The organism is Roseibacillus ishigakijimensis (assembly GCF_016595415.1).
GTDB lineage: Bacteria > Verrucomicrobiota > Verrucomicrobiia > Verrucomicrobiales > Akkermansiaceae > Roseibacillus > Roseibacillus ishigakijimensis.
This window is the reverse complement of the sequence record NZ_JAENIO010000017.1, coordinates 52,275-75,133: the sequence shown is the minus strand read 5'-3', so window position 1 is coordinate 75,133 and position 22,859 is coordinate 52,275. Positions and strand designations below refer to the sequence as shown.

Below are 22,859 nucleotides of genomic sequence, written 5' to 3'. Positions count from 1 at the left end.
ATCGATTGCTTGAGCGATCCATAAATTTTGGATCGGGGATATCTTACGATTATCCGAAGTTCATTTTTCTTGCGCGCACAGTGTTCTTATGACTTGCTATTCAAAGATGAACCCGAAAGACAATTGGAGAGCGGATCTGGAAGCTTCCAGAGGGTTGAGCCAGAGGCAGAAGGAGCAATTCCTGGTGGTGGGGAGCTGGTTTGAGAATTGGCGGCTGCGGGCGAGGTCCTGGGGGGGCGGGGCGTCGGCGCTACTTCAGGGTGTGGCCTCCTTGGGGACTCGGGAAGGGAGCGTGGGTGTCCCCCTTGGAGAGATGTTCCAGAGCGGTGATTGAGGACGGGGCCATCGGGGGTTCGGGCGACAGGACCTCGCTAACCTTGAAGGCAGGCGCCGCCACCAATCCGTCATGCAATTTTGGCGGAGAGCCTTTGATTCAGAACATGCAGAACTTCGTGGAGGTCGTCCCTGGCGTGGGTGGCGGAGAGACTCCAGCGGAAAAGTTTGATGACGGAGGGATGAGAAGGCGGAGGGGTTGGAAGGGTGGCTGACGCTTAGGGTTGCCCGAACGGATGGAGGGCGATCTGCGGGGGCCTCGGCGAGGTCTCCCTACCGACAATCAGCTCTTGGGAGTAGCGTCAACGCCCCGTTGGTTGCAGTGAGTCTGGTTGCTTGGTGACGGAGTCAACGGATCTCTTAAGGCTGGAAAGGTCTCGTAAATCCGGCACATGCCGCTCTGCGACCAAGGAAGCTTGGTCAGAGCGAAGATCCAAGATATGTGCTCCTGAAAGAAATATGCCTCTTGTCCGCATCACTCAAGGCTTCTCGCTGTTCTTCTCTTGCGCTTGTAGCCACACAGAACCCAAGTCAGCGAGGGCCGACCCGCACGGATCGCGGTTTTCGGCTTATCAGGATGATCATGGCAATCCGCTCGGGTGTAGCTGGTATTGTGGAGCACCGCCCATTAGGGTCTCTGCGACGTCAACCTTTCACGATGGCAACGACTCATATTCTCCAGATAATGCCCACGATTCGAGAAAGGGAACCGTTTGGGTCGAAGGGGCCGAAGGAGCTGGTATTGGAGAGAAGCTGATCTTTGCATTCGATTTGACGGAACGAGAAGAGGTTCCTCAAGTTGACGACTATGAGTTCGGAATCGACAGCGTATCCCTAATCAACGGTTTCGCGCAATCTGAGCAGCTCTGGAGAGCCAACGGGCGAGTCAAGGCCCTCAGAATTCTATTTGATGGCAAGGATTTTGGAACAATTGAGATTGAGGATACGCCAGAACCGCGCTGGATAGACCTTCCGAAGATGGTCTTGTCACCAGGACGCATTCATGAGGTGGCCTTCGAGATTGTTGAGGTGTATCCGGGGGATGCCTATGAGGATACTGCCCTTGCCGATTTCTACTTCAGTGGGTTCGGCGTGCACTGAAAGCTCACCGCTCTTTGGTGGAAACGGAGCATGGGGGGGCTTTTCGCGAACGGTTTCAGACAGAGGAGGGAGGGGCGGGGAGGGGTTCGGATGGGGCGGGGGAGGTGGCCTCTTCCACTTTCAATCCCATCTTGGCCGCACGTTTTTTCCACAGATCGCGTGCCATTTGTTGCATGTCTTCGATGTCGTCCACTTCGTCGACGATTTCCATTCCGAGGAGAGTCTCGATGACGTCTTCGAGGGTGATGATGCCGGAAAGGGCGCCAAAGGGATCGATGGTAGCCGCGATGTGGATGCGCTCGGCAATCATGGTATCGAAGAGCTCGGCCAGAGATTGCTCATTGGAGACCGTGTGAAGGGGGCGGGCAAACTGGCGCAGGGGTGCTTCACTTTCCCCTTGTCCGTGGGCTTGGAGGATTTCCACCTGCAAGACGAAGCCTTCCAGGTCGTCGATGCTTTCTCCATAGATGGGAATGCGCGAGAAAGGCCGGTCGGCGTGTTTTTCCGCAAATTCTGCCACGGTGCAGTTCCCGGGGAGAGCGAAAACGACCGTGCTGGGGGTGGCGGCGTGGCTGACGGCGGTGTTGCGCAGGCCAAAAAGGTTTTTGACGATGCGGCCTTCCGTTTTCTCGATAGCGCCTTCTTGCTCCCCGATATTGGCCATGGCGATGAACTCTGCCCGGCTGTAGGCACCCTTTTTCTCGCCATGGGACATCCCGCTGGTGATCTTTTCGGTCACCCAGATGATAGGGGTCATGGTGAGGGTGAGCCAGCGCAGGAGGATGCCCACCGTGCCCGCCAGTTGTTTCCAGTAAACCGCGCCCAGGGTTTTGGGAATGATCTCGGAGAGGACGAGGATGAGAATGGTGAGGATGGCGGAGATGAGTCCGGTGGTGAGCGGGGCTTCGCCAAAGACCTTGATGGCTTGGGCTCCGACTCCGGCAGCGCCCACGGTGTGGGCTACGGTGTTTAGAATGAGGATGGCGGAGAGGGGGCGGTTGATGTCGGTGAGGTGCTCGGTCCAGAGGGCGGCATTACGGGGGCGATCGACGCGTTGGGTCTCGATGTAGGGACGTCGGATGCTGAGCAGGACGGCCTCAAAGATTGAGCAAAGAAAGGAAAAGAGGAGAGCGATGAGGAGATAGACAACGAGAAGGGCGACATCCATGACGATGGCAAGAAACGACAGCCAGCCGCAAACGAAAGGAAAATCATCCCGATATGACCGATTTTTCTTGGGAAAGATTGGGGAGGAAAGGCTCTTGTGGGGGGCGGGAAATCCGCTTAATGGAAAGTGATGATGAACGGGGGGCCTGATTTTGCCGGCGTGTGGCGGGAATTGGAAGCGATGGGGCAGGGTGAGTGGGGCAAGGAGCTGCGGGCCAGGGTGCGGCGGCAATACAGTGGGGAAGGGCATGGTGATTTGCCCCGCTGGCAGGCGGCTCTGGCCGAGTTGGCAGCCTTTACTGGTTCCGGTTACGAGGTCCGGGGGGAAGAACTGCATTTTCTCACCGGGGGGCGTGCCGAGGAGCTGAAGGAGGTATTAATGAAACTTTCTCCTTGGCGGAAAGGGCCCTTCTGGTTCGGGGAACAATTTGTCGATACGGAGTGGCGATCGGATTGGAAATGGCAGCGGGTGCGGGAAGGGATCGCGCCCTTGGCGGGACGGCGCATTCTCGATGTCGGCTGTGGCAATGGCTATCACCTCTGGCGGATGTTGGGGGAGGGAGCGCGGTTGGCCCTGGGGATCGATCCCTCGATCTTGTTTGGCTGCCAGTTTCTGGCCGGTCGTCACTTTGCCGGGGCGAAAGTGCCTGCGGCAGTGCTTCCTCTGGGCATCGAGGAGGTGCCTGCACGACTGGCCTGCTTCGACACCACTTTTTCCATGGGAGTTCTCTATCACCGCAAGTCCCCCGTCGAGCATCTGGAGGCTTTGCGCGACACCCTGCGTCCAGAGGGAGAGCTGGTTCTGGAAACTTTGGTCGTCGAGGGCGATGAGAGCACCGTTCTTCTGCCCCAGGGGCGCTATGCCCAGATGCGCAATGTCTGGTTTCTGCCCAGTGCGCCCCTGCTTGCGCGGATGATGGCACGCGTGGGCTTGCGGGAGATTGAGGTGGTGGACCTCACTGCCACGACCGTGGAGGAACAACGGTCGACCGAATGGATGCGCTTCCAATCCTTGCCGGATTTTTTGGATCCCGAGGATTCCCGGCGAACCCGGGAAGGTTACCCCGGCCCTCTGCGGGCGACCCTGCGAGCGGTGCGGTGAAAAATGAGAATAGATTTTCCCGTAGTCCCGTCTTAGAATCGTCCAACAATGAAGAAGCCTCTGCTCGCCCTGCCTCAATCCCTGATCGTGACCCTGCTGGTTCTCTTTTTCGGAGCCATCACTGCGGCGGCTCAATCGGGCACGTGGATCAAGAAGGCCAATTCGATCAGTGGCACCTGGAGCATTGGTCTGCAAGGAGGGCAGAGAGTGATTGCCTTGAAGGATTTCAAGACTGCCACGGCTCCGGATTTGAAAATCTTTCTCTCGACCAAGCCGGCCGACCAGTTGACCTCGCGCAATGCCACCAATGGGGCCCTGTATGTGGCCAAGCTGAAATCCTCCATCGGAGATCAGAGCTACGTCTTGCCCAAGGATGTCGATTTATCCCGCTACAAAACCGTCCTCATCCACTGCGAAAAGTATTCCAAGCTGTGGGGGGTGGGTAAACTGTAAGAGACTTGTCATTTTCGATTCATGGGCCGCTTGATGGTCAATGAATGAAATTTGTCGTTAGGGTGTCTCGGATTTTCTTTTTTGGGTTTTGCTCAGAGGAGAATTTATGAAAAGAAAGGGCTCGTGAGTAATCCTTTTCGAGAAGATCTGGTGGCGCGCCTGAGGGCGGATGCCTGCACTGTCGTGATTTTTGGGGCGACGGGTGATTTGACCCATCGCAAGCTGGTTCCGGCGCTCTACAATCTTGCTGTCGATGGCGAGCTGCCTCCCGGGGTGCGCATTGTCGGCTTTGCCCGGCGGGACTGGTCGAACGAGTTTTTCCGGGAAAACCTGGAGAAAATTAACAAGGAGGTCTCCCGCAATGGTCACGATGATGAGGTCTGGAGCAAATTCGCGGAATCCATCGAGTATCATTGCAGTGAATTCACCGATGAGGAGGGTTACCAAGGCTTGGCCGAGCGCCTCGACGCCATTGATGAGGAGCGCGGGGGGAAGGGCAACCGCCTCTTCTACATCGCCAGTGCACCCAGCTTCTTCGACGATATTCTCGAGAATCTGCGCGACGCCGGTCTCAATCAGGCCAAGGATGGCTGGGCCCGGGTCATCGTGGAAAAGCCCTTTGGAACCGACCTCGCCACGGCCCAGCATCTCAATGAGGTGGTGAATGCTACTTTCCAAGAGAAAGACACCTACCGCATCGACCACTATCTGGGCAAGGAGACGGCGCAGAACATCATGGTGCTGCGCTTCGCCAATGCCATCTTCGAGCCTCTGTGGAATTCCCGCTACGTGGATCACATCCAGATCACGACCGCCGAGCATCTGGGTATGGAAGGGGGACGCGGGGGGTATTACGACAAGTCTGGAGCGTTGCGCGACATGGTGCAGAATCACCTCCTGCAGCTCCTCAGCCTCGTGGCCATGGAGCCGCCTACCGACTTGAGCGCCGATGGGGTGCGCGACGAGAAGGTGAAAGTTTTCCGCTCCTTGCGCCAGTGGGACACTCCGGAAAAAGTGGCCGAGAACGTGGTGCGGGCCCAATACGTGAAAGGCTACATCAATGGCGAGGAAGTGCCCGGCTACCGGGAGGAGGACCGCGTCAATCCCGAGAGTGAAACCGAGGCCTATGTCGCCTTGCGCATTCTCATTGATACCTGGCGTTGGAGTGGGGTTCCCTTCTACGTGCGGGTGGGCAAGCGTCTGCCCAAGAAATCGACCGAGATTTCCATTCACTTCAAAGACGTGCCCAATGTGCTTTTCAATGCGGTTCCCGGTGGAGTGCCCGGGGCCAACGTGCTCGTCATCCGTATCCAGCCCGACGAGGGCATCTCCCTGCGGATGAACTCCAAGTTGCCCGGCACCTCGGTGCGCATGGAGCCAGTGAAGATGGATTTCCATTATTCTTCCAGCTTTGGGAAAAGCAGCCCCGAGGCCTATGAGCGGCTTTTGCTCGACGCCATGGCCGGAGACGCCACTCTCTTTGCCCGGCGCGACGAGGTGGAGGAAGCCTGGCGCTTCGTGGACCACATCGAGCGGGCTTGGCACGAGAGCGACAACAAGCCGCCGATGGCCGAGTTCGCGGCGGGGAGCTGGGGACCGAAGGAGTCCGATGAGATGTTGTCAAAAGAAGGTAGAGAGTGGAGGAGACTGTAAGCGATGAGCGCGATACTGGGACAACCCGTCGAAGTGGGAGCCATCAGCAAGGAGCTGAAAAAGCTTTGGGAGCAGGATGAGGCCGCGACTAATGCGTCCTTGATGAATCTCGCCGTTTACTCTGAAGAAGCGGGAGCCTTGGAGAAGAACTCCGAGGCCATCGTTTCCCTGACCCGGGAGCATGCCTGCCGGGCCATTCTGGTGGAGATGGAACGGGAAGCACCCGAGCCCGAGATCGAATCCTGGGTAACAGCCCATTGCCATCTCGCCCACGGACGCAAGACGGTGTGCTGCGAACAATTGGCCTTTCGCCTCAAGGGCAAAGCCGTCGGCCGCATGCGCAACACGCTTTTTTCCAATCTTAATAGTGATTTGCCGCTCGTTTTCTGGTGGCAGGGAGAGCTGTCTGATCTCTTCGAAGAGCGCCTCTACCGGCTGGTTTCCCGTCTGATCGTGGACACCTCGGAGTGGTCCGATGTGGCCGCCGGTTTTCGCAAGTTGCATCAGGCGGTGGAAGACTCCCGCTGTCAGATGGCCGTGCAGGATTTGGCCTGGACCCGCACTTATCATTTCCGCCTGGGCCTGGCGGGGCTCTTCGATGATCCTAGGGCGCTTGAGCTTCTGGATGGCATTCATACCGTGCGCATCGCCGCTCAGCGCGCGCACTGGGCCAGTGCTTGGATGATGATTGCCTGGCTGGGAACGCAAGCCAAGTGGGTGCTGGAGAGCCAGAGCGAGGAGCGCTTTGTTTTTCTGCGCTCAAATGGCGAAAAGGTTACCATTGAGTTGGAGTTCGCCGACCAGGGGGCGCCTCTTTCCCAAGTATTGCTCACCGATGGCACGGCGACGGTGGAAGTGCGCCGCAAAGCGGGAGATCCTCATTTGGAACTGGAGCTCAATGCCCCTGGCCACATCGTGCGCCAAGCCGCTCCTGCGGATCCGGACGACAAGGTGGACCTCGTCGCGGAGCAACTCTCGCGAGGGGGAAAAAATTCCCTCTTTCGCAAAATCTGGCCCCTCTTCTTCGAAATGCTGGGGCTGGAAGAATGACCGCTGACTGAAGAAAAAACGGCGGCTCCGGCCCTGTCCTCGTGCGGGGACAGGCGGGGGCTAGACTGGATTCTGCGGGGGGGCGGCCTCTTCGGTGGCGAAGGGCACTTTGCGCTTAATGAGCCAGCTCACGCCGATGAGGTCGTGAATCCCTCGCAGAGCCCGGTCCCAATTGGTGTATTTGGATTCCCCGGCGAAACGGGAACGGTGGTTGACCGGAATTTCCGAGAAATCGTGGTTGGCTTGCAGGAGCAGAGCCGGAATGTAGCGATGCATGCCATTGAAGGGCACGAGGGCATCGATGCACTCCCGCTTCATGGCCTTCAGAGAGCAACCGGTGTCGCGCACTCCGTCGTGTAGAAAGGCGCGGCGAATTTTGTTGGCAAATTTGGAGGCGTAGCGCCGCGAAGCGGTGTCCTGGCGATTGGCCCGGTAGCCGCAGACGAAGTCTTTGCCTGATTTCTCCAGCTCGGCCACCAGCTTGGGGATTTCCGCCGGGTCATTCTGGCCATCCCCATCCATCAGGGCCACCACCGGGCGAGTGGCCTTTCGCAAGCCGGCATACATGGCGGCCGATTGTCCTTTGTTGACCGGCAATTGCAGGGCCCGGACGCGGGGGAGGAACTCCTGCATAATTTCCCAGGTCTTGTCCGCGGAACCATCGTTGATGGCGATGATCTCGGCTTCCGGATTGGTCTCAATCACTTCAGCGAGAACATTTTTGGCGGTTTCTTCCTCGTTGTAAAAAGGGATGATGATGGAGTAGGACAAGACGACAAAGAGGGTTGGTTGGGCGCAAGGCTACTGTCCGAAGAGGCGGGGGGCGAGGGTTTTCCCTGTCCGCCCTCTCCCTCTTTGCCCGGTCTCAGGCCTCGGTGCTCTCATCCCCGGTCGCATCGGCAGCGTTCTGCGAGGATTCCGCAATCACTTTGGTCTTCGCAAAATCATCTCCCAGCCGCAGCCCGGCATTGGCCTCTTTTTCCCGATTGTGCAGGATGAAGATTTCCACCAGCGCGAGGATGGGGACAGCGAAGAAAATGTTGCGGAGGGCACTTTTGGCAAAGTTTCCGCTCAGCGAATTTCCGTCTGCGGTGACCGCCCGCAGTTTCATCACTTTTTTACCAATACTCTGGCCGTCAAGGAAGGGGAGGCTATCCTTGAGCAAAAGGTAGGCAATGGCCAGGCCGGTCGCGGTGGAACCGAGGAAATCGGGCAGCACCAAATTAGCGATCCAGGAAAGACTGCCGGCGACCCCGAAGTCGATCACTCCGGCCACGAGGCGCTGGGCGAGGACGCTCTCGGTGTATTCGATGGCAGGGGCTGCCTCCTCCTCCACAGGTTTGGGAGGGGCGGATTGTTCCATCGCTCCCATTTCCACGGCCGAGATCGGGGGGGCGGCCGACTGCCGATCAATATTTGGAGCCGGGATATTGGGTTTCGGGATGTTCGGTTTGGGAATGTTCGGTTTCGGGATATCGGGAGTGGGAGTCTTCTCGCTCATTGGCCAGAAACCAGCGAATCGAAGTTCATTCGTCGAGTTCTTTTCACGCTCCCAGAAAAGTATTTTTCCGACATCCCTGCCATGTAAATGCCATGCATTCTCTTTGCCCCAACGGCGGGTTGGAGGGCATTTTGGCAGTCGGTGGTGCTTCCGCTTGCCCGGGCCGGGAGGGCGGAGTAAGACAAGAGCACGATGGCAGTTTTGCTCAATGAGGAGGAGATGGCGGCGGCGGTGGATCGCTTGGCTGAACAGATTTTGGAGAATACGGAGGGCCCGCTCTGTATCGTCGGCATTCGCAGCCGGGGGGACGAGGTTGCCGAACGGGTGTGCAACCGGCTTGCCGAGACCGAGCGTGAATTGAACTACGGCGTGCTCGATATCTCTCTTTATCGCGATGATTTGGAGCACCTCAACAAGAACCCCAAGCTGCAAAGCAGCGAAATTTCTTTCCCCATGGATGGGGCCCACGTCATTTTGGTCGACGACGTGCTCTTCACCGGGCGCACCATCCGGGCGGCCCTGGATGCCTTGACGGATTATGGCCGTCCGCAGAAGGTGGAACTGGCAGTGCTTATCGACCGGGGCTGGCGCGAGCTTCCCATTGAACCCAACTATGTCGGCAAGAAATTGGAAACCAAGAGAATGGATCGGGTGGTGGTGAAGCTCCACAGCACCGACGGGGAAGATCTGGTGGAACTGCAAGAGAACAATTGACGTGATGGTGAGAAAAGATTTGCTCGATTTGGCCTCTCTTTCCCGGGAGGAAGTGGAGGAGATTCTGGAGCAGGCCAAACCGCTCAAGGAGGTCTTCCAGCGTTCGGTGAAAAAGTATCCGGCACTGAAGGGCAAGACGGTGCTGATGCTCTTTTACGAGCCCAGCACGCGCACCCTGAGCTCCTTCGAGGTGGCCGCCAAGCGCATGGGGGCCGATGTCACGGTTTTCGATGTCCCCAGCAGTTCGGTGGTCAAGGGCGAGAGCGTGCGGGATACCGTGGATACGCTGCAGGCCATGCAGGCGGACTACATCGTGGTGCGGCATCAGATGCCGGGGCTCCCGGGCCGTATCGCGGGGATGACCAAAGCCAGTGTGATCAGTGCCGGGGATGGGGCCCATGCCCATCCCACCCAGGGGCTGCTCGATGCCTTTACCTTGCGCGAGGTCTATCCCAACGAGAGTGGCAAGCGGGTGCTCATCGCGGGAGACATCCGCCACAGTCGGGTGGCACGCTCGACCAGCACGGCCTTGCGCAAGCTGGGTTTCGAGGTGGCCTACCTGGGCCCGGGTTCGCTGGTGCCGGAGGTGCCCGGCATTCCGCGTTTCACCAATTTTGAGGAAGCCTGGCAGTGGAAGCCGGATGTCTTTTACATGCTGCGGGTGCAAAAGGAGCGCCAGGGTTGCCAGTTTTTTCCCAGCGTGGGGGAGTATTCCAAGCTTTATGGCATCACCGAAGAACGCTTCCGCCGCATTTCCGGGGAAGGCCTCTGGGTCATGCACCCGGGGCCGGTCAATCGCGGGGTCGAGCTGGTCGATGCGGTGATGGACTACGAACGCTGCCTGATCAATCAACAGGTCGAGAATGGAATCGCGGTTCGCATGGCCGTGCTTTACCTGCTGAAGCAAGGGGAAGAAGAAGCCTGAGCGCGAACGGAGAGCATTCTTTTCAGGGCAAATCGTGGGCCAACTGGTTCGCCATCAGCTCGAAGCGTTTGGCGAGGTCGGGCTCGGCCAAGAGGGTTTGGCGGAGGTCCGGGTGGGTGATGAGGTGTTGGGCGATGAGGTCGCCGAAGAGCTCGGGGTGATGGCGCACTGGATCGAGAATCGCTTTGACCGCGAAGCGGATTTCATCAGGGCCGTCAAGGAGGGTTTGCTCGACCAAGGCCTCGAGTTCATCCATCAGGATCTCGGCATCCTCCTCGTCGGGCAGGGAAGCGGACGGGCCTTCCGTGAAGCGGGCCAAGGGGTAGGGGGAGTGGTTCAGCCAGTGATCGAAGCGGACTCGGGACAGTCCCCGGAGGAGAACTTGCGAGGAACCATCGGCCTGTTCCCGGGAAGTCTGAATGAGAGCAATTGTGCCCACCGGATGAACGCACTGGGCGAAGGGTTCTTCTTCCGCGGAGTGGAGATTTCCCACGCAAAAGACGCGCTCGCCCTCCAAGGCTTCCGCCAGCATCTGGCGATAACGGGGCTCGAAAATGCGGAGGGGCAAGACTCCCTGGGGAAAGAGAACGGCGCGGGGAAGGAGAATCACCCCGGATTGGGTGGGCATTTGGAAGGTCTTCATGAGGCGCGGGGACGGAGCCGTTTTCGCAGGGCCAAAAGGGCGACGACTAGGGCGAGGAGGAGGGTGCCGAGCAGGAAGAAGTGCCGGCCCAAGCCAGGAATGGGAGTCTGCACGGTCATTTCGGCCTCTCCGGACAGTAGATCACGGGTCGCAAAAGTCCACTGCAGGGTCCGGCCATCGGGAGAAACCTGATGGGCGTTGTGGTTCTTGGCCACGCTGGGGAGGTGGAGCTGATAGTGGACCTGCGCATTGCCCAACAGAGGCTTCCACCAGGCCTGGGGACCGGCGTCTGGGACGAGGGTTTGCCAATCGATGGCCCGCCGGTATTGGAGATGGGGAAAGCCGGCCTGCAGGCGGGGAGAGCCAAAGTAATGCTCGACGGCGCTCTCCCGGGAGGAGGAATCCGGCTCCCGGAAGCCCTGCAGATCGTCCCCAAGGGCGAGGACATCTCGAAAGGAGACTTCCAGCTGGAGCTCCTGGCTGCCGTTCTTCCGCGCGCTGTGCAGGGAGGCGAGGGTGAGATTGTCGCTCTCCTGACAAACCTGGCGAATCTTGGCCGCAAAGGTCTCGGCCCCTCCAAGTTCGTCAAAAAGAAGGGTCGGGGCGGTCAGATGCAACCGCGCCCGACCCGAGGAATCGGCGTTCACCCAGATTTCTTCCTCACTTTCCAAACAAGAGGACAAGCTGAGGCCGAAGAGGGTGAGGGCGAATAGCTGGAGAAAGACCTTGATGGCGGGAGAATAGGCTCCTCTTGCGCGAAGAGAGAACGAATTCTACGCCAGCAGGGTCCTTTTTCCCGCAATCAGTGTTTGTGGATCGTGGAGTAAATGGTGCCGATGAGGATATCGCCTTCGGTGGACTCAAGGTCATAAGCGATCTCCATTTGCTGGGCGGGCTTCAGGCTCGGAATGGTCAGGATGAGGGTGCGGCCATCATCGCCAAGCGCGACTTCGCTCACTTCCACCTCATCATGCTCCTTGTGTCCCTTGCTCTCTTGCTTGAGCGCGTTCTCCTCCGCTTCTTTATCGGGATTGTCGATGGAGAATTCTCCGGAACCGTATTGGGGGCCGCGGATATACTTCCAGCGCTGGATGGCAAAGGACTCCGGGTCGGTGGCCAACTCTTCATCCAGTTCCACGTCGAAGCGGATGGTCAGCTTGTCGCCTTCCACCGACATCGCCTCGGGCAATTTGAGCGCCACTTCTTCGTTGTGACGGATGCGCTGCACGCCCGCCTCATTGGCGGCATTGGTCTGCCAACCCCGCATTCCGCAGACGAAGAGGGAGCCATCGGGGTGGAAGACCGCCCGTTGGGCCGAGGAGGACAGCTTGGCGGGGAGAGCAATGACGCCTCCCTGCATCTGGCCCTCAACCTCCTGAGGCAGGACGCGATAGATGGTGGATTGGCCGTAGCTGAGGTGGAGCAGCTCTCCTTGCGCGAGTCCGATTTTGGCAAAGTCGGGCACCCAGATTTGCGCCCCGCCGGAATTGTCCACATTCATCGGGAAGTAGCAAAGTGGTTCGTGGAAGTCCTTGGTGACCCCATGGCGGGCCTGCTCGACACCCAGGAAAACTGGCTGCTGCTCCGGGGTGAAGTAGTTGAGCTTACAGCAGGGCTGCCAAGTGCCTTCGTTTTCTCCAGTGGTGAGTTCGCCATTGGGACCGACACCGATGCCGCCGGGCGCCCGCAGTCCGGTCGCCACCACAGTCAATTCTTCCCCATCGGGACTGAGCTTCATGAAGGAGCCATTGTGATCGAGGATCTTCTCGAAGTTTCGTCCTCCGGGGCGGACCGTCGCGGCTTTGGCAAAGTAGAAATTGCCTTCGGCATCGGTCTCCAGCCCAAAGGTGAACTCGTGGAAGTTGTCGGTGATGAGCACGTCATTGTTGAAGACTTCGAAGCGGTCGGCCTCGTTGTCACCATTGAGGTCCTTGACCTGCCAGATGCCATCGCGGGCATTGAGGTGGATGACGTCGTCGATGATTTTCAAGCCCAGGGGTTCGAAGAGACCGCTGGCGAAGCGCTTCCAGGTGAGGGTTTGGAACTCCTTGAGGCCGGAGAGCAGCCAGACATCGCCATCCCAGGTGCAGAGCGCGGCCCGATCGCCATCGGAGAAGAAGTCGAGATCGCTCAGGCGGACTTTGTTCTTGTAGGGAGAATCCTCCAACATGGGGGGCAGGGGAATTTGGTCCACGAGAAGGGCGTCGTCGCTCTCGTCGATTTGCGGGGTGACCTCGAAGGTCTCGGGATAGAGTCCCTCTCCCGCCGTGGCCTTTTCAGCCGGACTTGCGAGGTCAAAGACGGGAACGATGCTTCCGTCGGCGAGATAATCGATCCCGAGGACCAGGGGTTCCCGGTTGGCGATCTCCCAGACGACGCCCTCTTCTCCGGCAGTCATCTTGAGGGGACCATTCTCGCTGGCGGCCTCGGGAGCGGCGGTGGTGGAGACGCGGAGGGAGAGGGGAGCCTCATGGCCAGCAATCTCGAGGATGCGGCGGATGTCGCCCTGCCCGGTGACCACTACTTGCTCCTTGATGGGGGTGCCATTGACCGTGTAGTCGAGGATGATGTCGTGTCCGTGGCGATGATAGCCATTGAACTGGAGATGGGCAAAGTTGCCGTGGCCGGGGTGCTTGCGACTGTCCGCGAAGGAGCCTGCGGGGTCGGCCCAACCGGCTCCGGTGGCGTTATTGAAGTAAGGATTGCCCTGGTTCTGAATCTTGTTTTGGGTGCCGTGAGCCCCGCCGAAGGGGGTGTTGTCCAGAGAAACTCCACGATGAGTAGCGGTGACCAGTTGCAGGGTTTCGAGATTGAAGAGAGCAACCAGATTGTCCTGCTCGGGATCCGGCTGGATGAGCATTCCTTTAAGGGCGGCATCGCTCCGGTATTCTCCTTGGAAATAATCCCCGTAAGTTTGAATGAAGGCGGGGCCAAAGTCGGCCTTGTCGTGCCAAGCCTCCTTTTTGTCCGGATTCTTAGCTAGTTCGTAGGCCAATTCCGCGTCATCCGGCAGCAAGGTGTGGAGGCGCACATGGTCATCGAGCTCGCGGATCTCAATGTTGCGGAACTGAGCCGGGGAACCATCGTCGTGGTTCTGAATCCCAAAATAGCCTTCCTCGTCGCCACGGCCCTTTTCGGCATGGAAGAGATTGGTCAAGGTGCCATTGACGACGACTGCGATGAGGTCTCCCACGGTGTGGATTTCCATTTTGTTCCATTCCCCATCCTCTTTCAGGGTATTGGCCACCGGGGCCTGGATATCGTAGACCGCCCCCGTGGAATGCTTGTTAACGTCGCGTCCGGAGACTTGGATTTCGTAGCCTTGGCGCACGGCCACCCAAGGGTCGTTGCCGGGGTCGGGGAATCGCACAAAGACTCCCGAGTTGTAGGTGGGCTTCTCCAGTTTGAACTCCAGGGAAATAGTGGCATTGCGGTAGGATTCCTTCGAATACCACCACAGGCCCATTCCTCCTTGGGCGGTGGCGATGCCATCGTTGACTTCGAACTTGCCGGGGCCCGCCATCTGCCAGGAGCTTAAATCTCCCTCTAGAAGAGATTCTGACTGTGCCGTTAGGCTAAGAAGGGAAAAACCGACAACTGAGGTGATAGACTTTTTCATTAATACGTTCCAATAGCTGGTCACTCTGTGAGCGAAAAGATCGCTCGCAAGGCTACGGCCACTCTGCACAAGTTTTGCAGATTCGAAACAAAAAGAGCCTTGTTCAGTCAGAAAAAGAGTGCTCAAAGAGCTGACCCCCATATGAATCCCCAACAACTTGTATTTTTTGTGGTTATCTCTGTGAACTTCTCTACCGGCCTGAAGGCGGAGGGGATTCACGACCTCGTCAAGCCGGACTTTGATCGCATGCGTGAGCAAGCCGAAGAGGAGCGGCTCGCGGAGCAGGCTCGTCTGGAGCAGCGGCGGCAGGAAGAAGAGGCCAAGCGTTTGGAAGAAGAGCGCCGGCTCGCCGCTCGGGAGGCGGCCCGGCGGGATCCGCTCGTCGCGGTGGAGGAGCTGGACCTTGCCGGGCAGGATTCCGGCCGCCAGCAATACCTCATTGAGTCTGGAGGGAGCCTGGGCGCCATCGCTGCAGAGCGCTATGGCAGCTTCCAATATTTCCCTCTGCTCGAACATTGGAATGGAGTTTCCGCCACCGGGATTTCAGTCGGCCGGGTCATCAAGACTCCCAGTGTGGCGACCATGATGCGGGTCAAAGGAGCGAAAGTGCTCGCTCGCTATCCTGAGGAAGTGAGGGGGCTGCTACAGCTGCGGGATGATTATCTCGCTTTGGAGCCCCGCCTACGTGCGAGTGGCGGCACGCTGGATGATGGGCTGAAGTCTGACTTGGTGGCCTTGCAAAAGGCGGCCCTGACGATTCGGGGCGGCTTCATGGTCAAGCGACCCGGAGTGACCCACACGGCCACCGGGTTGCTGCGCCAGTGCCGGAGTCTTAGCGATCAGCTGTCGGCGATGAGCTCGGGGGACTTTGGCCGTGAGCAGTCCCGCCTCACCCGCGTGCACACTCATCTCGCCTATGCCCTGCGCAATGCCATGGTCTGGGGAGAGGAAGACTTCAAGTAGAGCGGGCACGCTCTCGCTTCAGACCGCAGCTTCTTCCTCGATGGGGAAGCCGGTCAGCGCAAGACCTTCCGGGCCGCTGAGAGGGGTGCCTGCCTGGTAGCGGGAACTGAGAGAGCCCAAGGCGGGGTAAACGGGAGTCTCGTCGACCTCGATGGTCTCGTGGGCGACCGAGGTCACCACCAGCTGGGCTTTGTCGCTATCGGCGGCAAAGAGTTCGGCGGGGAGGGATTGCGGAGCCTGGTTGAGAAAGAGCGCGACCAGCTTGCGATTGACGCGGCCCGCCCGCTTCATGCGCGAGATGACCTCTTGCCCGAGGTAGCAGCCCTTGTGAAAAGAGACCGCCTCGTTTTCCAAGCCGGTCTCGGCCGGAAAGGCACCTACCAGGTCGGTGAGCCGGGGGCGACCGTTGGCAATGCGCAGTTGCTCGCAATCGGCAGGAGGGGTCTCGGCCAAGGCCTCCTTGGCGGCCCCTTCCACATACTCGTCCCGTCCGGCGAGCCCGAAGCGAATGATTTCCTCGCCCGTGGGACTGGGCTCGATTTCGTGGCGGATGGCCCAGCGCTCACTCTCATCGCTCCACGCGCAGTCATCGGCAATGAGGTAGCGGTCCAGCCGGGCCAACTGCTCCTCGCGCTCACCGCCCTCGATGCTCAGGAGAAAGCCTTCCGCATCGCGACGCACAAAGGCATCGAAGAGGATGCGTCCTTTGGCATCGCAGACGAAGGTGTAGCGCGATTGGCCGACGGGCAGATCATCGACTCGTTGGGTGATCTGGCCCGTGAGGTAGCGTTCCGCATCGGGGCCACGCAGCCGCAGGTGGGTCAGGTTTTTCAATCCGTAGCAGTTGGTCATCGGCCCTGCTTAAGGTCGGGATTCATTTTTGCCAACAATCTTTGATTGAACTCATCGGCCATGTCGTAGCCCAGTTTGCGCAATTGCAGGTCGAGGGCGGCCACCGACACCAGGCGGGCCGTGTCCCGTCCCGGGGCGACCGGAATCTCGACGGTGGGAATTTTGATTCCGAAAATTTCCCGGCGCTTGCGCTTGATACCCAGTCGATCCACTTCGTTGAGGTCGGCCTGGCTCTTGAGGGTGATGATGATGTCGAGGCGCTTCTGGGGGCGGATGGCAGAGAGTCCGTAGAGGTTGGCGACGTTGATGATGCCAATGCCCCGCATCTCGATGTAACCTCGGGAAAGTTCTGGAGAGCTGGCAATGAGTTCTCCGCCAATGCTTTGAATGTGGACCATGTCGTCGGCCACGAGGGCCGCGCCTTTCTCCAGCAAGCCGATCGCGGTTTCACTTTTGCCCGCTCCGGACTTGCCGGTGAGGAGAATGCCGATGCCGCGGTAGTCGACCATCACCCCGTGCATGGTGGTGGTGGCCGCAAAATCGGCCTCCAGGCAACGGGTGGCCAGATTGAGAAACTTCATCGTCACCAGGGGCGAAGTGAAAAGGGAAATCTGGTATTTTTGGGCCACTTCCACCAATTCCGGAGGAAAAGGATGACCCCGGGCCAGGACCAAACAAGGAGGGGATTGTTGGCAAAAGGCTTCGAAGCGTTTTTCCCGGGTCTTGTCGTCCAGTTTCTTGAGGTAGGAGAGCTCGGAATTCCCGAGCACTTGCACCCGCTTTTTGGCAAAATAGGTGAAAAAACCAGCCAGAGCGAGGCCGGGGCGATTGGGCGCGGGCTCGCCAATGGGTTTGTCGAATCCACTTTTCTCCCCCAGCAGGGTGAGTTCCAGCTCTTTGCGGTGCCGCTGGTAAAAATCCGCCACGGTGATGGATTGGACACTTTTTGTCGCCATGCCGTAGTTTACCGACTTTTGCGAAGGGGGGAATCAAAAAGCGTGCCGTGGCAGGCTAGTGGCGAGTCGACTCGAGGAAGAGTTTCTCGAGGGAAGTGCGCGGGTGACTGGCTGAGAGCAGGCGACTCTGCTCATCCTGACCGACGAGGGTCCGGATTTGAGCGAGCAATTCCGGGGAGGCATTTTGCAGAAGGATCTCGGTCTGGTCTTGCAGGGCGACCAGCTCGTCGAGAGGCCCTTGCTTGAGCATTTTCCCTTGATGGATAATGCCTATGGTGTCGCAAATTTCCTGCACTTGTTCGAGGAGGTGGGAGCAGAGAAACACGGTGATGCCCCGGGACTTGAGGTCGAGAATGAGGTCCCGGATTTGCCGCGAGCCGAGGGGATCGACCCCGGCAGTGGGCTCGTCGAGGATGAGCAGGCGGGGCGATTGGATGAGGGCTTGGGCGAGTCCGATTCGTTGCAACATGCCTTTGGAATAGCCGCCCAAGCGACGATCGGCGGCCTCGGCAAGCCCGGTGAGGGTTAGCAACTCTTCACTGCGTTCGGCCAGCTCGACCCCCTTCATGCCACAGAGTTTACCGTAAAAGCGCAGGGTCTCGCGACCGCTCAGGTGCTTGTAGAAGTAGGGGTTCTCCGGGAGATACCCCACGTCTTGGCGGGAATCGACTTTGAGCGAATTTTTACCAAAGATTTCGCAATGACCGCTGGTGGGGGAGAGGAGCCCGAGCAGTGCCTTCATGGTGGTGGACTTTCCCGAGCCATTGGGTCCGATGAGGCCATAGACTTCTCCGGCCGGAATGGTCAGGGACACGCCGTCGACCGCGCGATGTTTCTGGCGGCGGATGGCGGAAGGGAATTCTTTCACCAAATCTCGAATGATGACGGCGGGTTCACTCACGGCGGTAGCATAGGGGCACTTCGTGTTTCTTGGGAAGGGCACACGGTTATTTTTTCAGAGAAAAATTCCCCTCGCCGTCCTGACAGGGGCGTGGTGGGATGAGGTCATGATGACCTTTCGCCCGCGCAGTCTCTTCTCTTGGAATTTTTCCTATCAGGGTCCCGGGCTGGAGGGAATCGTCGCTCATTCCGTTTGGGGAGAATCGGGCTCGCTCCACATCAACGGTCAGGACTACACCGTTACTTGCAAAGGCTTCTTCGAGAAGGAGTGGTTCCTTTACCGGGGTGAACAGGTGGTGGCCAAGGCGCGCAAGGCGGGCTTCTTCGGACGAAAACTGGAGATTCACACTCCGCGCGAGACCTTGCTGCTGGTTCCCGACGGATTCGGACGGCCCATGCGACTGACTGGTCCGGGGCACGAAATGAGGTTCGCCCCCCTGCACGCTTTCACCCGGCAGGGGGAGGGGCGGGGGAGCTACCGCGAGGCCCCAGTGGCCATTTTTACCCTCTGGCTCACCACCCTGTTGTGGAGGCGGGCTGCGCGTTCCTCTTCCCCAGGAGGGGCCGGGAGCTAGTGAGGTGACAGGAGTTTTTTGGGAAAACTTTTCCCTCCGCCGTCCTTCTGCTCTTCAATAGGGCCCATGAGCGAAGCATTGTTTTTCCAAGGAGGCCAAATCGCGGCAGAGGAAGGCCCTCTCGTCGCGGCGGACGTGTGGGTCGAGAATGGGGTCATCCGGGCAGTGGGCCAAGGGCTACCGACCCCGGAGGGAGCGCGGGTGATTGATTGCGAGGGCAAGATTCTGCTTCCGGCGCTCTTCGATGCCCACGTTCACTTCCGCGACCCGGGCCAGACGCAGAAGGAGGACATCGCGACTGGGACCGAAGCGGCTATCAATGGGGGCATCACTGGCGTGGTCATGATGCCCAACACCAGTCCCGCCATCGACTCCGCCGCCGTGGTGAAGATGGTTTTGGACAAGGCCAAAGCCGTCTCTCGCATTCCGGTCTACACATCCGGCTGCATCACCAAAGGCCGTGAAGGCAAGGAGTTGGCGGCGATTGACGGCATGCGGGAGCTGGGTGTGCTCATGCTTACCGATGACGGTGATGCGGTGCCCGATTCCAACCTGCTCTTGCAGGCCATGCGCTACGCCAAAGAGTTTGGCATGTTTTTCGCCAGCCATTGCGAGGATCCCGCCTTGGCTGGACCCCGGGCCATGAACGAAGGCAAAAAGAGTTATGAACTCGGCATCGATGGCACTCCTGCCTGTGCGGAAGAACTCTTCATCGACCGGGACATCCGCCTGGCCCATGCCGCAGGGGCGCACGTGCACATCCAACACGTGTCCTCTCGCCTGGGCATGGAAACCATCCGCTGGTGGAAGGAGATGGGAGCGCGGGTGACCTGCGAAGTTGCCCCCCACCATCTCCTTTTCAATGAGGAGGACATCGGCGATTATGACACCAACTACAAGATGAACCCGCCCTTGCGCCTGGCAGAGGACAATGCCGCTCTTCTCCAAGGGCTCAAGGAGGGAGTCTTCGACCTTATCGCCACCGACCACGCTCCGCATACCGAGTTCGAAAAATCGCAGGATTTCGTCAGCGCGCCCAATGGGCTCAGTGGTCTGGAGACGGCGTTGGTCTCTCTCCATGATCGTTTCATCGCCCGGGGAGAATTGGACTGGGCGGTTCTCGTCAAGCGCTATTCGGCCGAGCCGCGGCGCCTCATGAAGCTTGATCCGGTGCCCATTCAGGAGGGGGGGCGGGCGGAATTGCTCGTTTTCGATCCCAAAGCGGAAACCACCTTTGACCGGGCCTTCCTCAAGTCCAAAAGTGTGAACACTCCCTTCTACAACCAGACCTTGCAGGGAAAAATCACCCACGTCTTGGCGGGAGAAGAGCTTCTCTTGGAACGCTGAAGGCCTAAAAAAACCGCAGCCTGTGTGACAGGGTGCGGTTGTTGAACAAAGCAGTCGACGGACTGGATTCAGGGACGCTCGAGAATTTCGACTTCGTAGCCATCGGGGTCGGTCACGAAAGCCATTTTGCGCTCTCCACCGGAGAATTTTTCGCGCCAGCCGTCGGGCCAGATTTCGAGACCCTCTTTTTCCAGCTGATCGCAGTAGGCGATGATGTCGGGCACTCCCACCGCGGTGTGCATGAGGTCCTCGGGGAACTCCACCTTGTAGTCCGGCGAGTAAGTCAACTCGAGGAAGTGGTCATTGCCGGGCAGATTCATGAACGCCAGTTCATTGCCCTGGGGAGACTTCTTTTTCTCCCCCGTTTCAAAGCCCAGCTTGTTGTAGAAAGCGATGGAGGCTTCCGGATCGGAGACGCGAATACGAGTGTGTAGGAATTTAATCATAAGGTTGAGAGGGCGGATAGTTCAGTTCGCTGGCAACAATTTGTCTTCATCCACGGCCGGTTGCTCCAACTGGGGGGAGACCTTGCGCTGCCAGATGTAGCGGGAAAAAAGCACCTTAATGGCAGCCGTCAAGGGAACCGCCAACAAGGCTCCCAAAAAGCCGCCCAGCAAGAGGGACCAGAAAAAGATGGAGAAGATGACCGTCATGGGGTGAAGGCCCACCGAGTCGCCGACGATTTTCGGCGCGGTGACGAGAGAATTGATTTGCTGCACCACGAGAAAAATCGCGATCACGGCCACGACATAAGCCCAGGTGCTGTCTCCCAGCCACTGATGATGGGCATCGCTTCCGCCGAAATGGATGAGGGCGATGATGGAGGCCGGAATCATGCAGAGAATGTTGCCGATGAAAGGGAGGATGCCGAGGATGGCGAGGGCCAGTCCGATGAGGAAGCCGTAGGGAAGTTGAAAGACGGAAAGCGCGACCCCGACGAGAATCCCGTCGATGAGGGAAACCAGAACCTGACCCCGGAAGAAGGAAATGAGGTAGGAATTGATTTCCGACAGGGTATCGACGACCTCGTCCTTGAAGCGGGAGGCCTTCAAGGGAATATACTGGTGCCAGGTGGCCTTAATCTTCGAGGATTCGTTCAAGAAGTAGAAGAGGTAGACGGGAACAAGGAGGAAGCCGAGGAGGTAGCCGAGGAAGCCAAAGACTTTGGTGGAAGCCCGCAGCCAGTCCAGGCCAGTGGCGGTGAGAGTTTGCCAGTTGTCGGTGAGGAGCTGGCCCAGTTTGGTGTCGGAAAACTTCAATTCCTTGGTTTGGGCATGATAGTCCCGCACGGCCTGCTGCTCCTCTCTGCTCACTAAGCGGGTTTCGGACTTCTCCAGCGAAGGATCCGGATCATGATCTTCGGGGAGGGCCACATTGCGGTCGGGCATGAGGGCGGCCTCCAAGGTGGAAACCGGCTCTTCCGGAGGAGCGTCACCCGGCGCGGGCTTGGTAGGGGGGACTTCGAAGCGCAGGTTTTCCACCGGAAAGAAGTCCCCGTTGCGGTAGCGGTAGCCCCGGATGGAGTTGTCTTTGTTGTATTCCGGGAAGGGGTAAGGTTTGGCAATGATTTCCCCGCTTTCGGGATCCACGTAACCAGTGATCCAATCGAACAGGGGGGTGGCTCCGGGGATGACTTCCTGCAAATCTTTGATTTTATTCACCACGGAGGGGCCGAGGTTTTCCTCGTCGCCCAACAGCTTGCCTCCTTGCTCAATGAGTTTGGGAATGAGCAAGGAAAAGAAAATAACCACCACGAGGGTGAAAGCTCCGAAAACGGCCAGCACAGCCTTGAAGCGGGACAATTTGCGGCGGTGCTGCAACCACTCCACGACCGGATCAAGGAGATAGGCCACAATGCCCGCCACCGCCAAGGGCACGAGCACGGGCTGCAAGTAGCCGAGAACTTGCCCGGTGAGCCAAATCAATCCAACGAGAATAGCCCCGAGGAGCACGATGGCGAGTCCAGTGAGACCTGACCAGAGGGTCCGCTGTTGGAAATCGTTGGGATACGGCATGGCGACTCCCGTTAGACAAGCTTACCGGGCGAAAAACGGAAGTCCGAAAATAGGCGCATCTTGTAATTGTGCCCTACTGCAGTTTGCCAAGGACGCCATTGACAAAGCTGGCGGAGTCCGTGCCGCTGTAGCGCCGGGCCAATTCCACCGCTTCATTGATACTCACCGCCGCCGGGATCTCCGGGCAGTGTTGGATCTCGGTAACGGCGAGCCGGAGGACCGCACGGTCAACTTGGGCCAGCCGTTGGAAAGAGAAATTCTCCAATTGGGCGGTGATGAGTTTGTCCGTTTCCGCGAGATTCGCGAGCACCAACTGGTGACGGGCTTGGGCAGCACCCTTGATCTCTTCCCGGGTCTTGATGCACTCACGAAGAGTCTTGGTCTCAGGAATATCGGGGAGATTTTCCGTAAAAAGCGTGTGCAGGAGAGAAGCGGATTTAACGAGCGGAGGGAGAGCTTTGGCCAGAGGTCTGAGGAGTTCGGGGCAGGCATCGACAGGGCCGAGAGCAGTGATGAGCGCCTGACCGTTGTGGCGCGACTCCTCATTGGTGGCTCGGATGTCTTCCAGATTCTCCGCAATGGTTTCGGGCTCTTTTTCTGATTTGAGCTGGCGTCGGAGGAGGTCGAAGCAATCGGGCAATTTCTGCTCGGCGGCCAACAATTGCCGAAAGCCCCGGTTTGCCGAGCGATCGTCGAGAAAGCTTTCCAAGAGAGGAGGAGCCTGCACACGCTGCTTCCAGACCGGCTGCAAACGTCCCGCGCGGTTCTGTTGCAGATGGAGCACCACCCGGGCCCGGGCGCGGATCACTTTGCCCTCAAAGGGGGCCAGAATGAGGGGCCAAGGATCACCGGCGAGGGCCGCCTCCTCACCATCAGGGGACGGACGATCGGCATGAAGAAGCTGAACGACGGCCTCGCGAATTTGCCGGCGGGCCGTGGAGGGAGAAGGAGAAGTGTTTTTCATCGCAGGGCAAGAAGTAACGCGGGCGA

Annotated in this window: 22 protein-coding genes; 10 read left to right on the top strand and 12 right to left on the bottom strand. The window is 58.8% G+C overall.

All coding sequences use genetic code 11. From position 1 onward, the window contains the following. The first annotated feature begins 792 nt into the window (after window positions 1-792). Window positions 793-1,434 carry an NADase-type glycan-binding domain-containing protein gene (locus JIN78_RS08485; protein WP_200391528.1) on the top strand — a complete coding sequence of 214 codons (642 nt, stop codon included), beginning with the start codon at window positions 793-795 and terminating at the stop codon, window positions 1,432-1,434. 55 nt (window positions 1,435-1,489) lie between these two features. Here the strand turns inward: JIN78_RS08485 and JIN78_RS08480 are convergent, their stop codons facing one another. Further along, window positions 1,490-2,602, bottom strand: a complete 1,113-nt coding sequence (locus JIN78_RS08480) for a CNNM domain-containing protein (protein ID WP_200391527.1) — start codon at window positions 2,600-2,602, stop codon at window positions 1,490-1,492. Window positions 2,603-2,734: 132 nt separating this feature from the next. Here JIN78_RS08480 and cmoB point away from each other — a divergent pair, with 132 nt between their 5' ends. From cmoB to JIN78_RS08460, 4 genes are all read left to right on the top strand, one after another. Then, window positions 2,735-3,703, top strand: coding sequence for a tRNA 5-methoxyuridine(34)/uridine 5-oxyacetic acid(34) synthase CmoB (gene cmoB / locus JIN78_RS08475; RefSeq protein WP_345778145.1), 969 nt, complete (start codon window positions 2,735-2,737; stop codon window positions 3,701-3,703). A gap of 48 nt (window positions 3,704-3,751) precedes the next feature. After that, window positions 3,752-4,156, top strand: a complete 405-nt coding sequence (locus tag JIN78_RS08470) for a DM13 domain-containing protein (protein ID WP_200391525.1) — start codon at window positions 3,752-3,754, stop codon at window positions 4,154-4,156. 123 nt (window positions 4,157-4,279) lie between these two features. Then, on the top strand, window positions 4,280-5,809 hold the full coding sequence (gene zwf, locus JIN78_RS08465; protein ID WP_200391524.1) for a glucose-6-phosphate dehydrogenase: 1,530 nt from the start codon (window positions 4,280-4,282) through the stop codon (window positions 5,807-5,809). A gap of 3 nt (window positions 5,810-5,812) precedes the next feature. Next, window positions 5,813-6,859 (top strand): glucose-6-phosphate dehydrogenase assembly protein OpcA, encoded by a 1,047-nt coding sequence (locus JIN78_RS08460; protein ID WP_200391523.1) that lies wholly within the window; start codon window positions 5,813-5,815, stop codon window positions 6,857-6,859. A gap of 60 nt (window positions 6,860-6,919) precedes the next feature. Here the strand turns inward: JIN78_RS08460 and JIN78_RS08455 are convergent, their stop codons facing one another. Beyond that, complete coding sequence (locus JIN78_RS08455) at window positions 6,920-7,630, bottom strand: glycosyltransferase family 2 protein (RefSeq protein ID WP_200391522.1); 711 nt, start codon at window positions 7,628-7,630, stop codon at window positions 6,920-6,922. 94 nt (window positions 7,631-7,724) lie between these two features. After that, window positions 7,725-8,222: an RDD family protein gene (locus tag JIN78_RS08450; RefSeq protein ID WP_200391521.1), complete on the bottom strand. Its 498-nt coding sequence runs from the start codon at window positions 8,220-8,222 to the stop codon at window positions 7,725-7,727. 330 nt (window positions 8,223-8,552) lie between these two features. Here JIN78_RS08450 and pyrR point away from each other — a divergent pair, with 330 nt between their 5' ends. Together pyrR and JIN78_RS08440 are read left to right on the top strand one after the other, a co-directional pair. Continuing rightward, on the top strand, window positions 8,553-9,074 hold the full coding sequence (pyrR, locus tag JIN78_RS08445) for a bifunctional pyr operon transcriptional regulator/uracil phosphoribosyltransferase PyrR (RefSeq protein ID WP_200391520.1): 522 nt from the start codon (window positions 8,553-8,555) through the stop codon (window positions 9,072-9,074). A 4-nt stretch (window positions 9,075-9,078) separates the two neighbouring features. Beyond that, entirely contained in the window at window positions 9,079-9,999 is a 921-nt protein-coding gene (locus JIN78_RS08440) for an aspartate carbamoyltransferase catalytic subunit (protein ID WP_200391519.1), read from the top strand. Window positions 10,000-10,021: 22 nt separating this feature from the next. On the opposite strand, the gene JIN78_RS08435 is transcribed toward JIN78_RS08440, so the two are convergent. The 3 genes from JIN78_RS08435 to JIN78_RS08425 form a co-directional block, all read right to left on the bottom strand. Continuing rightward, window positions 10,022-10,642, bottom strand: coding sequence for an LON peptidase substrate-binding domain-containing protein (locus JIN78_RS08435; RefSeq protein WP_200391518.1), 621 nt, complete (start codon window positions 10,640-10,642; stop codon window positions 10,022-10,024). After that, a complete protein-coding gene (locus tag JIN78_RS08430) occupies window positions 10,639-11,325 on the bottom strand; it encodes a hypothetical protein (RefSeq protein ID WP_200391517.1) in 687 nt (228 codons plus the stop codon). Before JIN78_RS08430 ends, JIN78_RS08435 begins: the two co-directional genes overlap by 4 nt. 119 nt (window positions 11,326-11,444) lie before the next feature. Beyond that, a complete protein-coding gene (locus JIN78_RS08425) occupies window positions 11,445-14,261 on the bottom strand; it encodes a 3-keto-disaccharide hydrolase (protein ID WP_267907041.1) in 2,817 nt (938 codons plus the stop codon). A gap of 180 nt (window positions 14,262-14,441) precedes the next feature. On the opposite strand from JIN78_RS08425, the gene JIN78_RS08420 reads away from it, so the two are divergent. Beyond that, a complete protein-coding gene (locus JIN78_RS08420) occupies window positions 14,442-15,224 on the top strand; it encodes a hypothetical protein (protein WP_200391515.1) in 783 nt (260 codons plus the stop codon). Between the two features lie 18 nt (window positions 15,225-15,242). Here the strand turns inward: JIN78_RS08420 and ygfZ are convergent, their stop codons facing one another. Genes ygfZ through JIN78_RS08405 form a run of 3 tightly spaced genes read right to left on the bottom strand, consistent with a single transcriptional unit; the run spans window position 15,243 to window position 17,933 of the window. Continuing rightward, window positions 15,243-16,076: a CAF17-like 4Fe-4S cluster assembly/insertion protein YgfZ gene (gene ygfZ, locus JIN78_RS08415; protein WP_200391514.1), complete on the bottom strand. Its 834-nt coding sequence runs from the start codon at window positions 16,074-16,076 to the stop codon at window positions 15,243-15,245. Continuing rightward, window positions 16,073-17,032: an HPr(Ser) kinase/phosphatase gene (hprK, locus tag JIN78_RS08410; RefSeq protein WP_200391513.1), complete on the bottom strand. Its 960-nt coding sequence runs from the start codon at window positions 17,030-17,032 to the stop codon at window positions 16,073-16,075. Before hprK ends, ygfZ begins: the two co-directional genes overlap by 4 nt. Before the next feature lie 55 nt (window positions 17,033-17,087). Beyond that, entirely contained in the window at window positions 17,088-17,933 is an 846-nt protein-coding gene (locus tag JIN78_RS08405) for an ABC transporter ATP-binding protein (protein ID WP_200391512.1), read from the bottom strand. A gap of 106 nt (window positions 17,934-18,039) precedes the next feature. Here JIN78_RS08405 and JIN78_RS08400 point away from each other — a divergent pair, with 106 nt between their 5' ends. Beyond that, complete coding sequence (locus JIN78_RS08400) at window positions 18,040-18,507, top strand: hypothetical protein (protein WP_200391511.1); 468 nt, start codon at window positions 18,040-18,042, stop codon at window positions 18,505-18,507. A gap of 66 nt (window positions 18,508-18,573) precedes the next feature. Beyond that, window positions 18,574-19,854, top strand: coding sequence for a dihydroorotase (locus JIN78_RS08395; protein WP_200391510.1), 1,281 nt, complete (start codon window positions 18,574-18,576; stop codon window positions 19,852-19,854). A gap of 68 nt (window positions 19,855-19,922) precedes the next feature. On the opposite strand, the gene JIN78_RS08390 is transcribed toward JIN78_RS08395, so the two are convergent. From JIN78_RS08390 to nusB, 3 genes are all read right to left on the bottom strand, one after another. Further along, window positions 19,923-20,300, bottom strand: a complete 378-nt coding sequence (locus JIN78_RS08390) for a VOC family protein (RefSeq protein ID WP_200391509.1) — start codon at window positions 20,298-20,300, stop codon at window positions 19,923-19,925. Between the two features lie 21 nt (window positions 20,301-20,321). Beyond that, the gene (locus JIN78_RS08385) at window positions 20,322-21,869 is read right to left on the bottom strand and encodes an AI-2E family transporter (protein WP_200391508.1); all 1,548 of its coding nucleotides are present in this window, start codon (window positions 21,867-21,869) and stop codon (window positions 20,322-20,324) included. Between the two features lie 73 nt (window positions 21,870-21,942). Then, on the bottom strand, window positions 21,943-22,833 hold the full coding sequence (gene nusB / locus JIN78_RS08380) for a transcription antitermination factor NusB (protein WP_200391507.1): 891 nt from the start codon (window positions 22,831-22,833) through the stop codon (window positions 21,943-21,945). Window positions 22,834-22,859 lie beyond the last annotated feature (26 nt).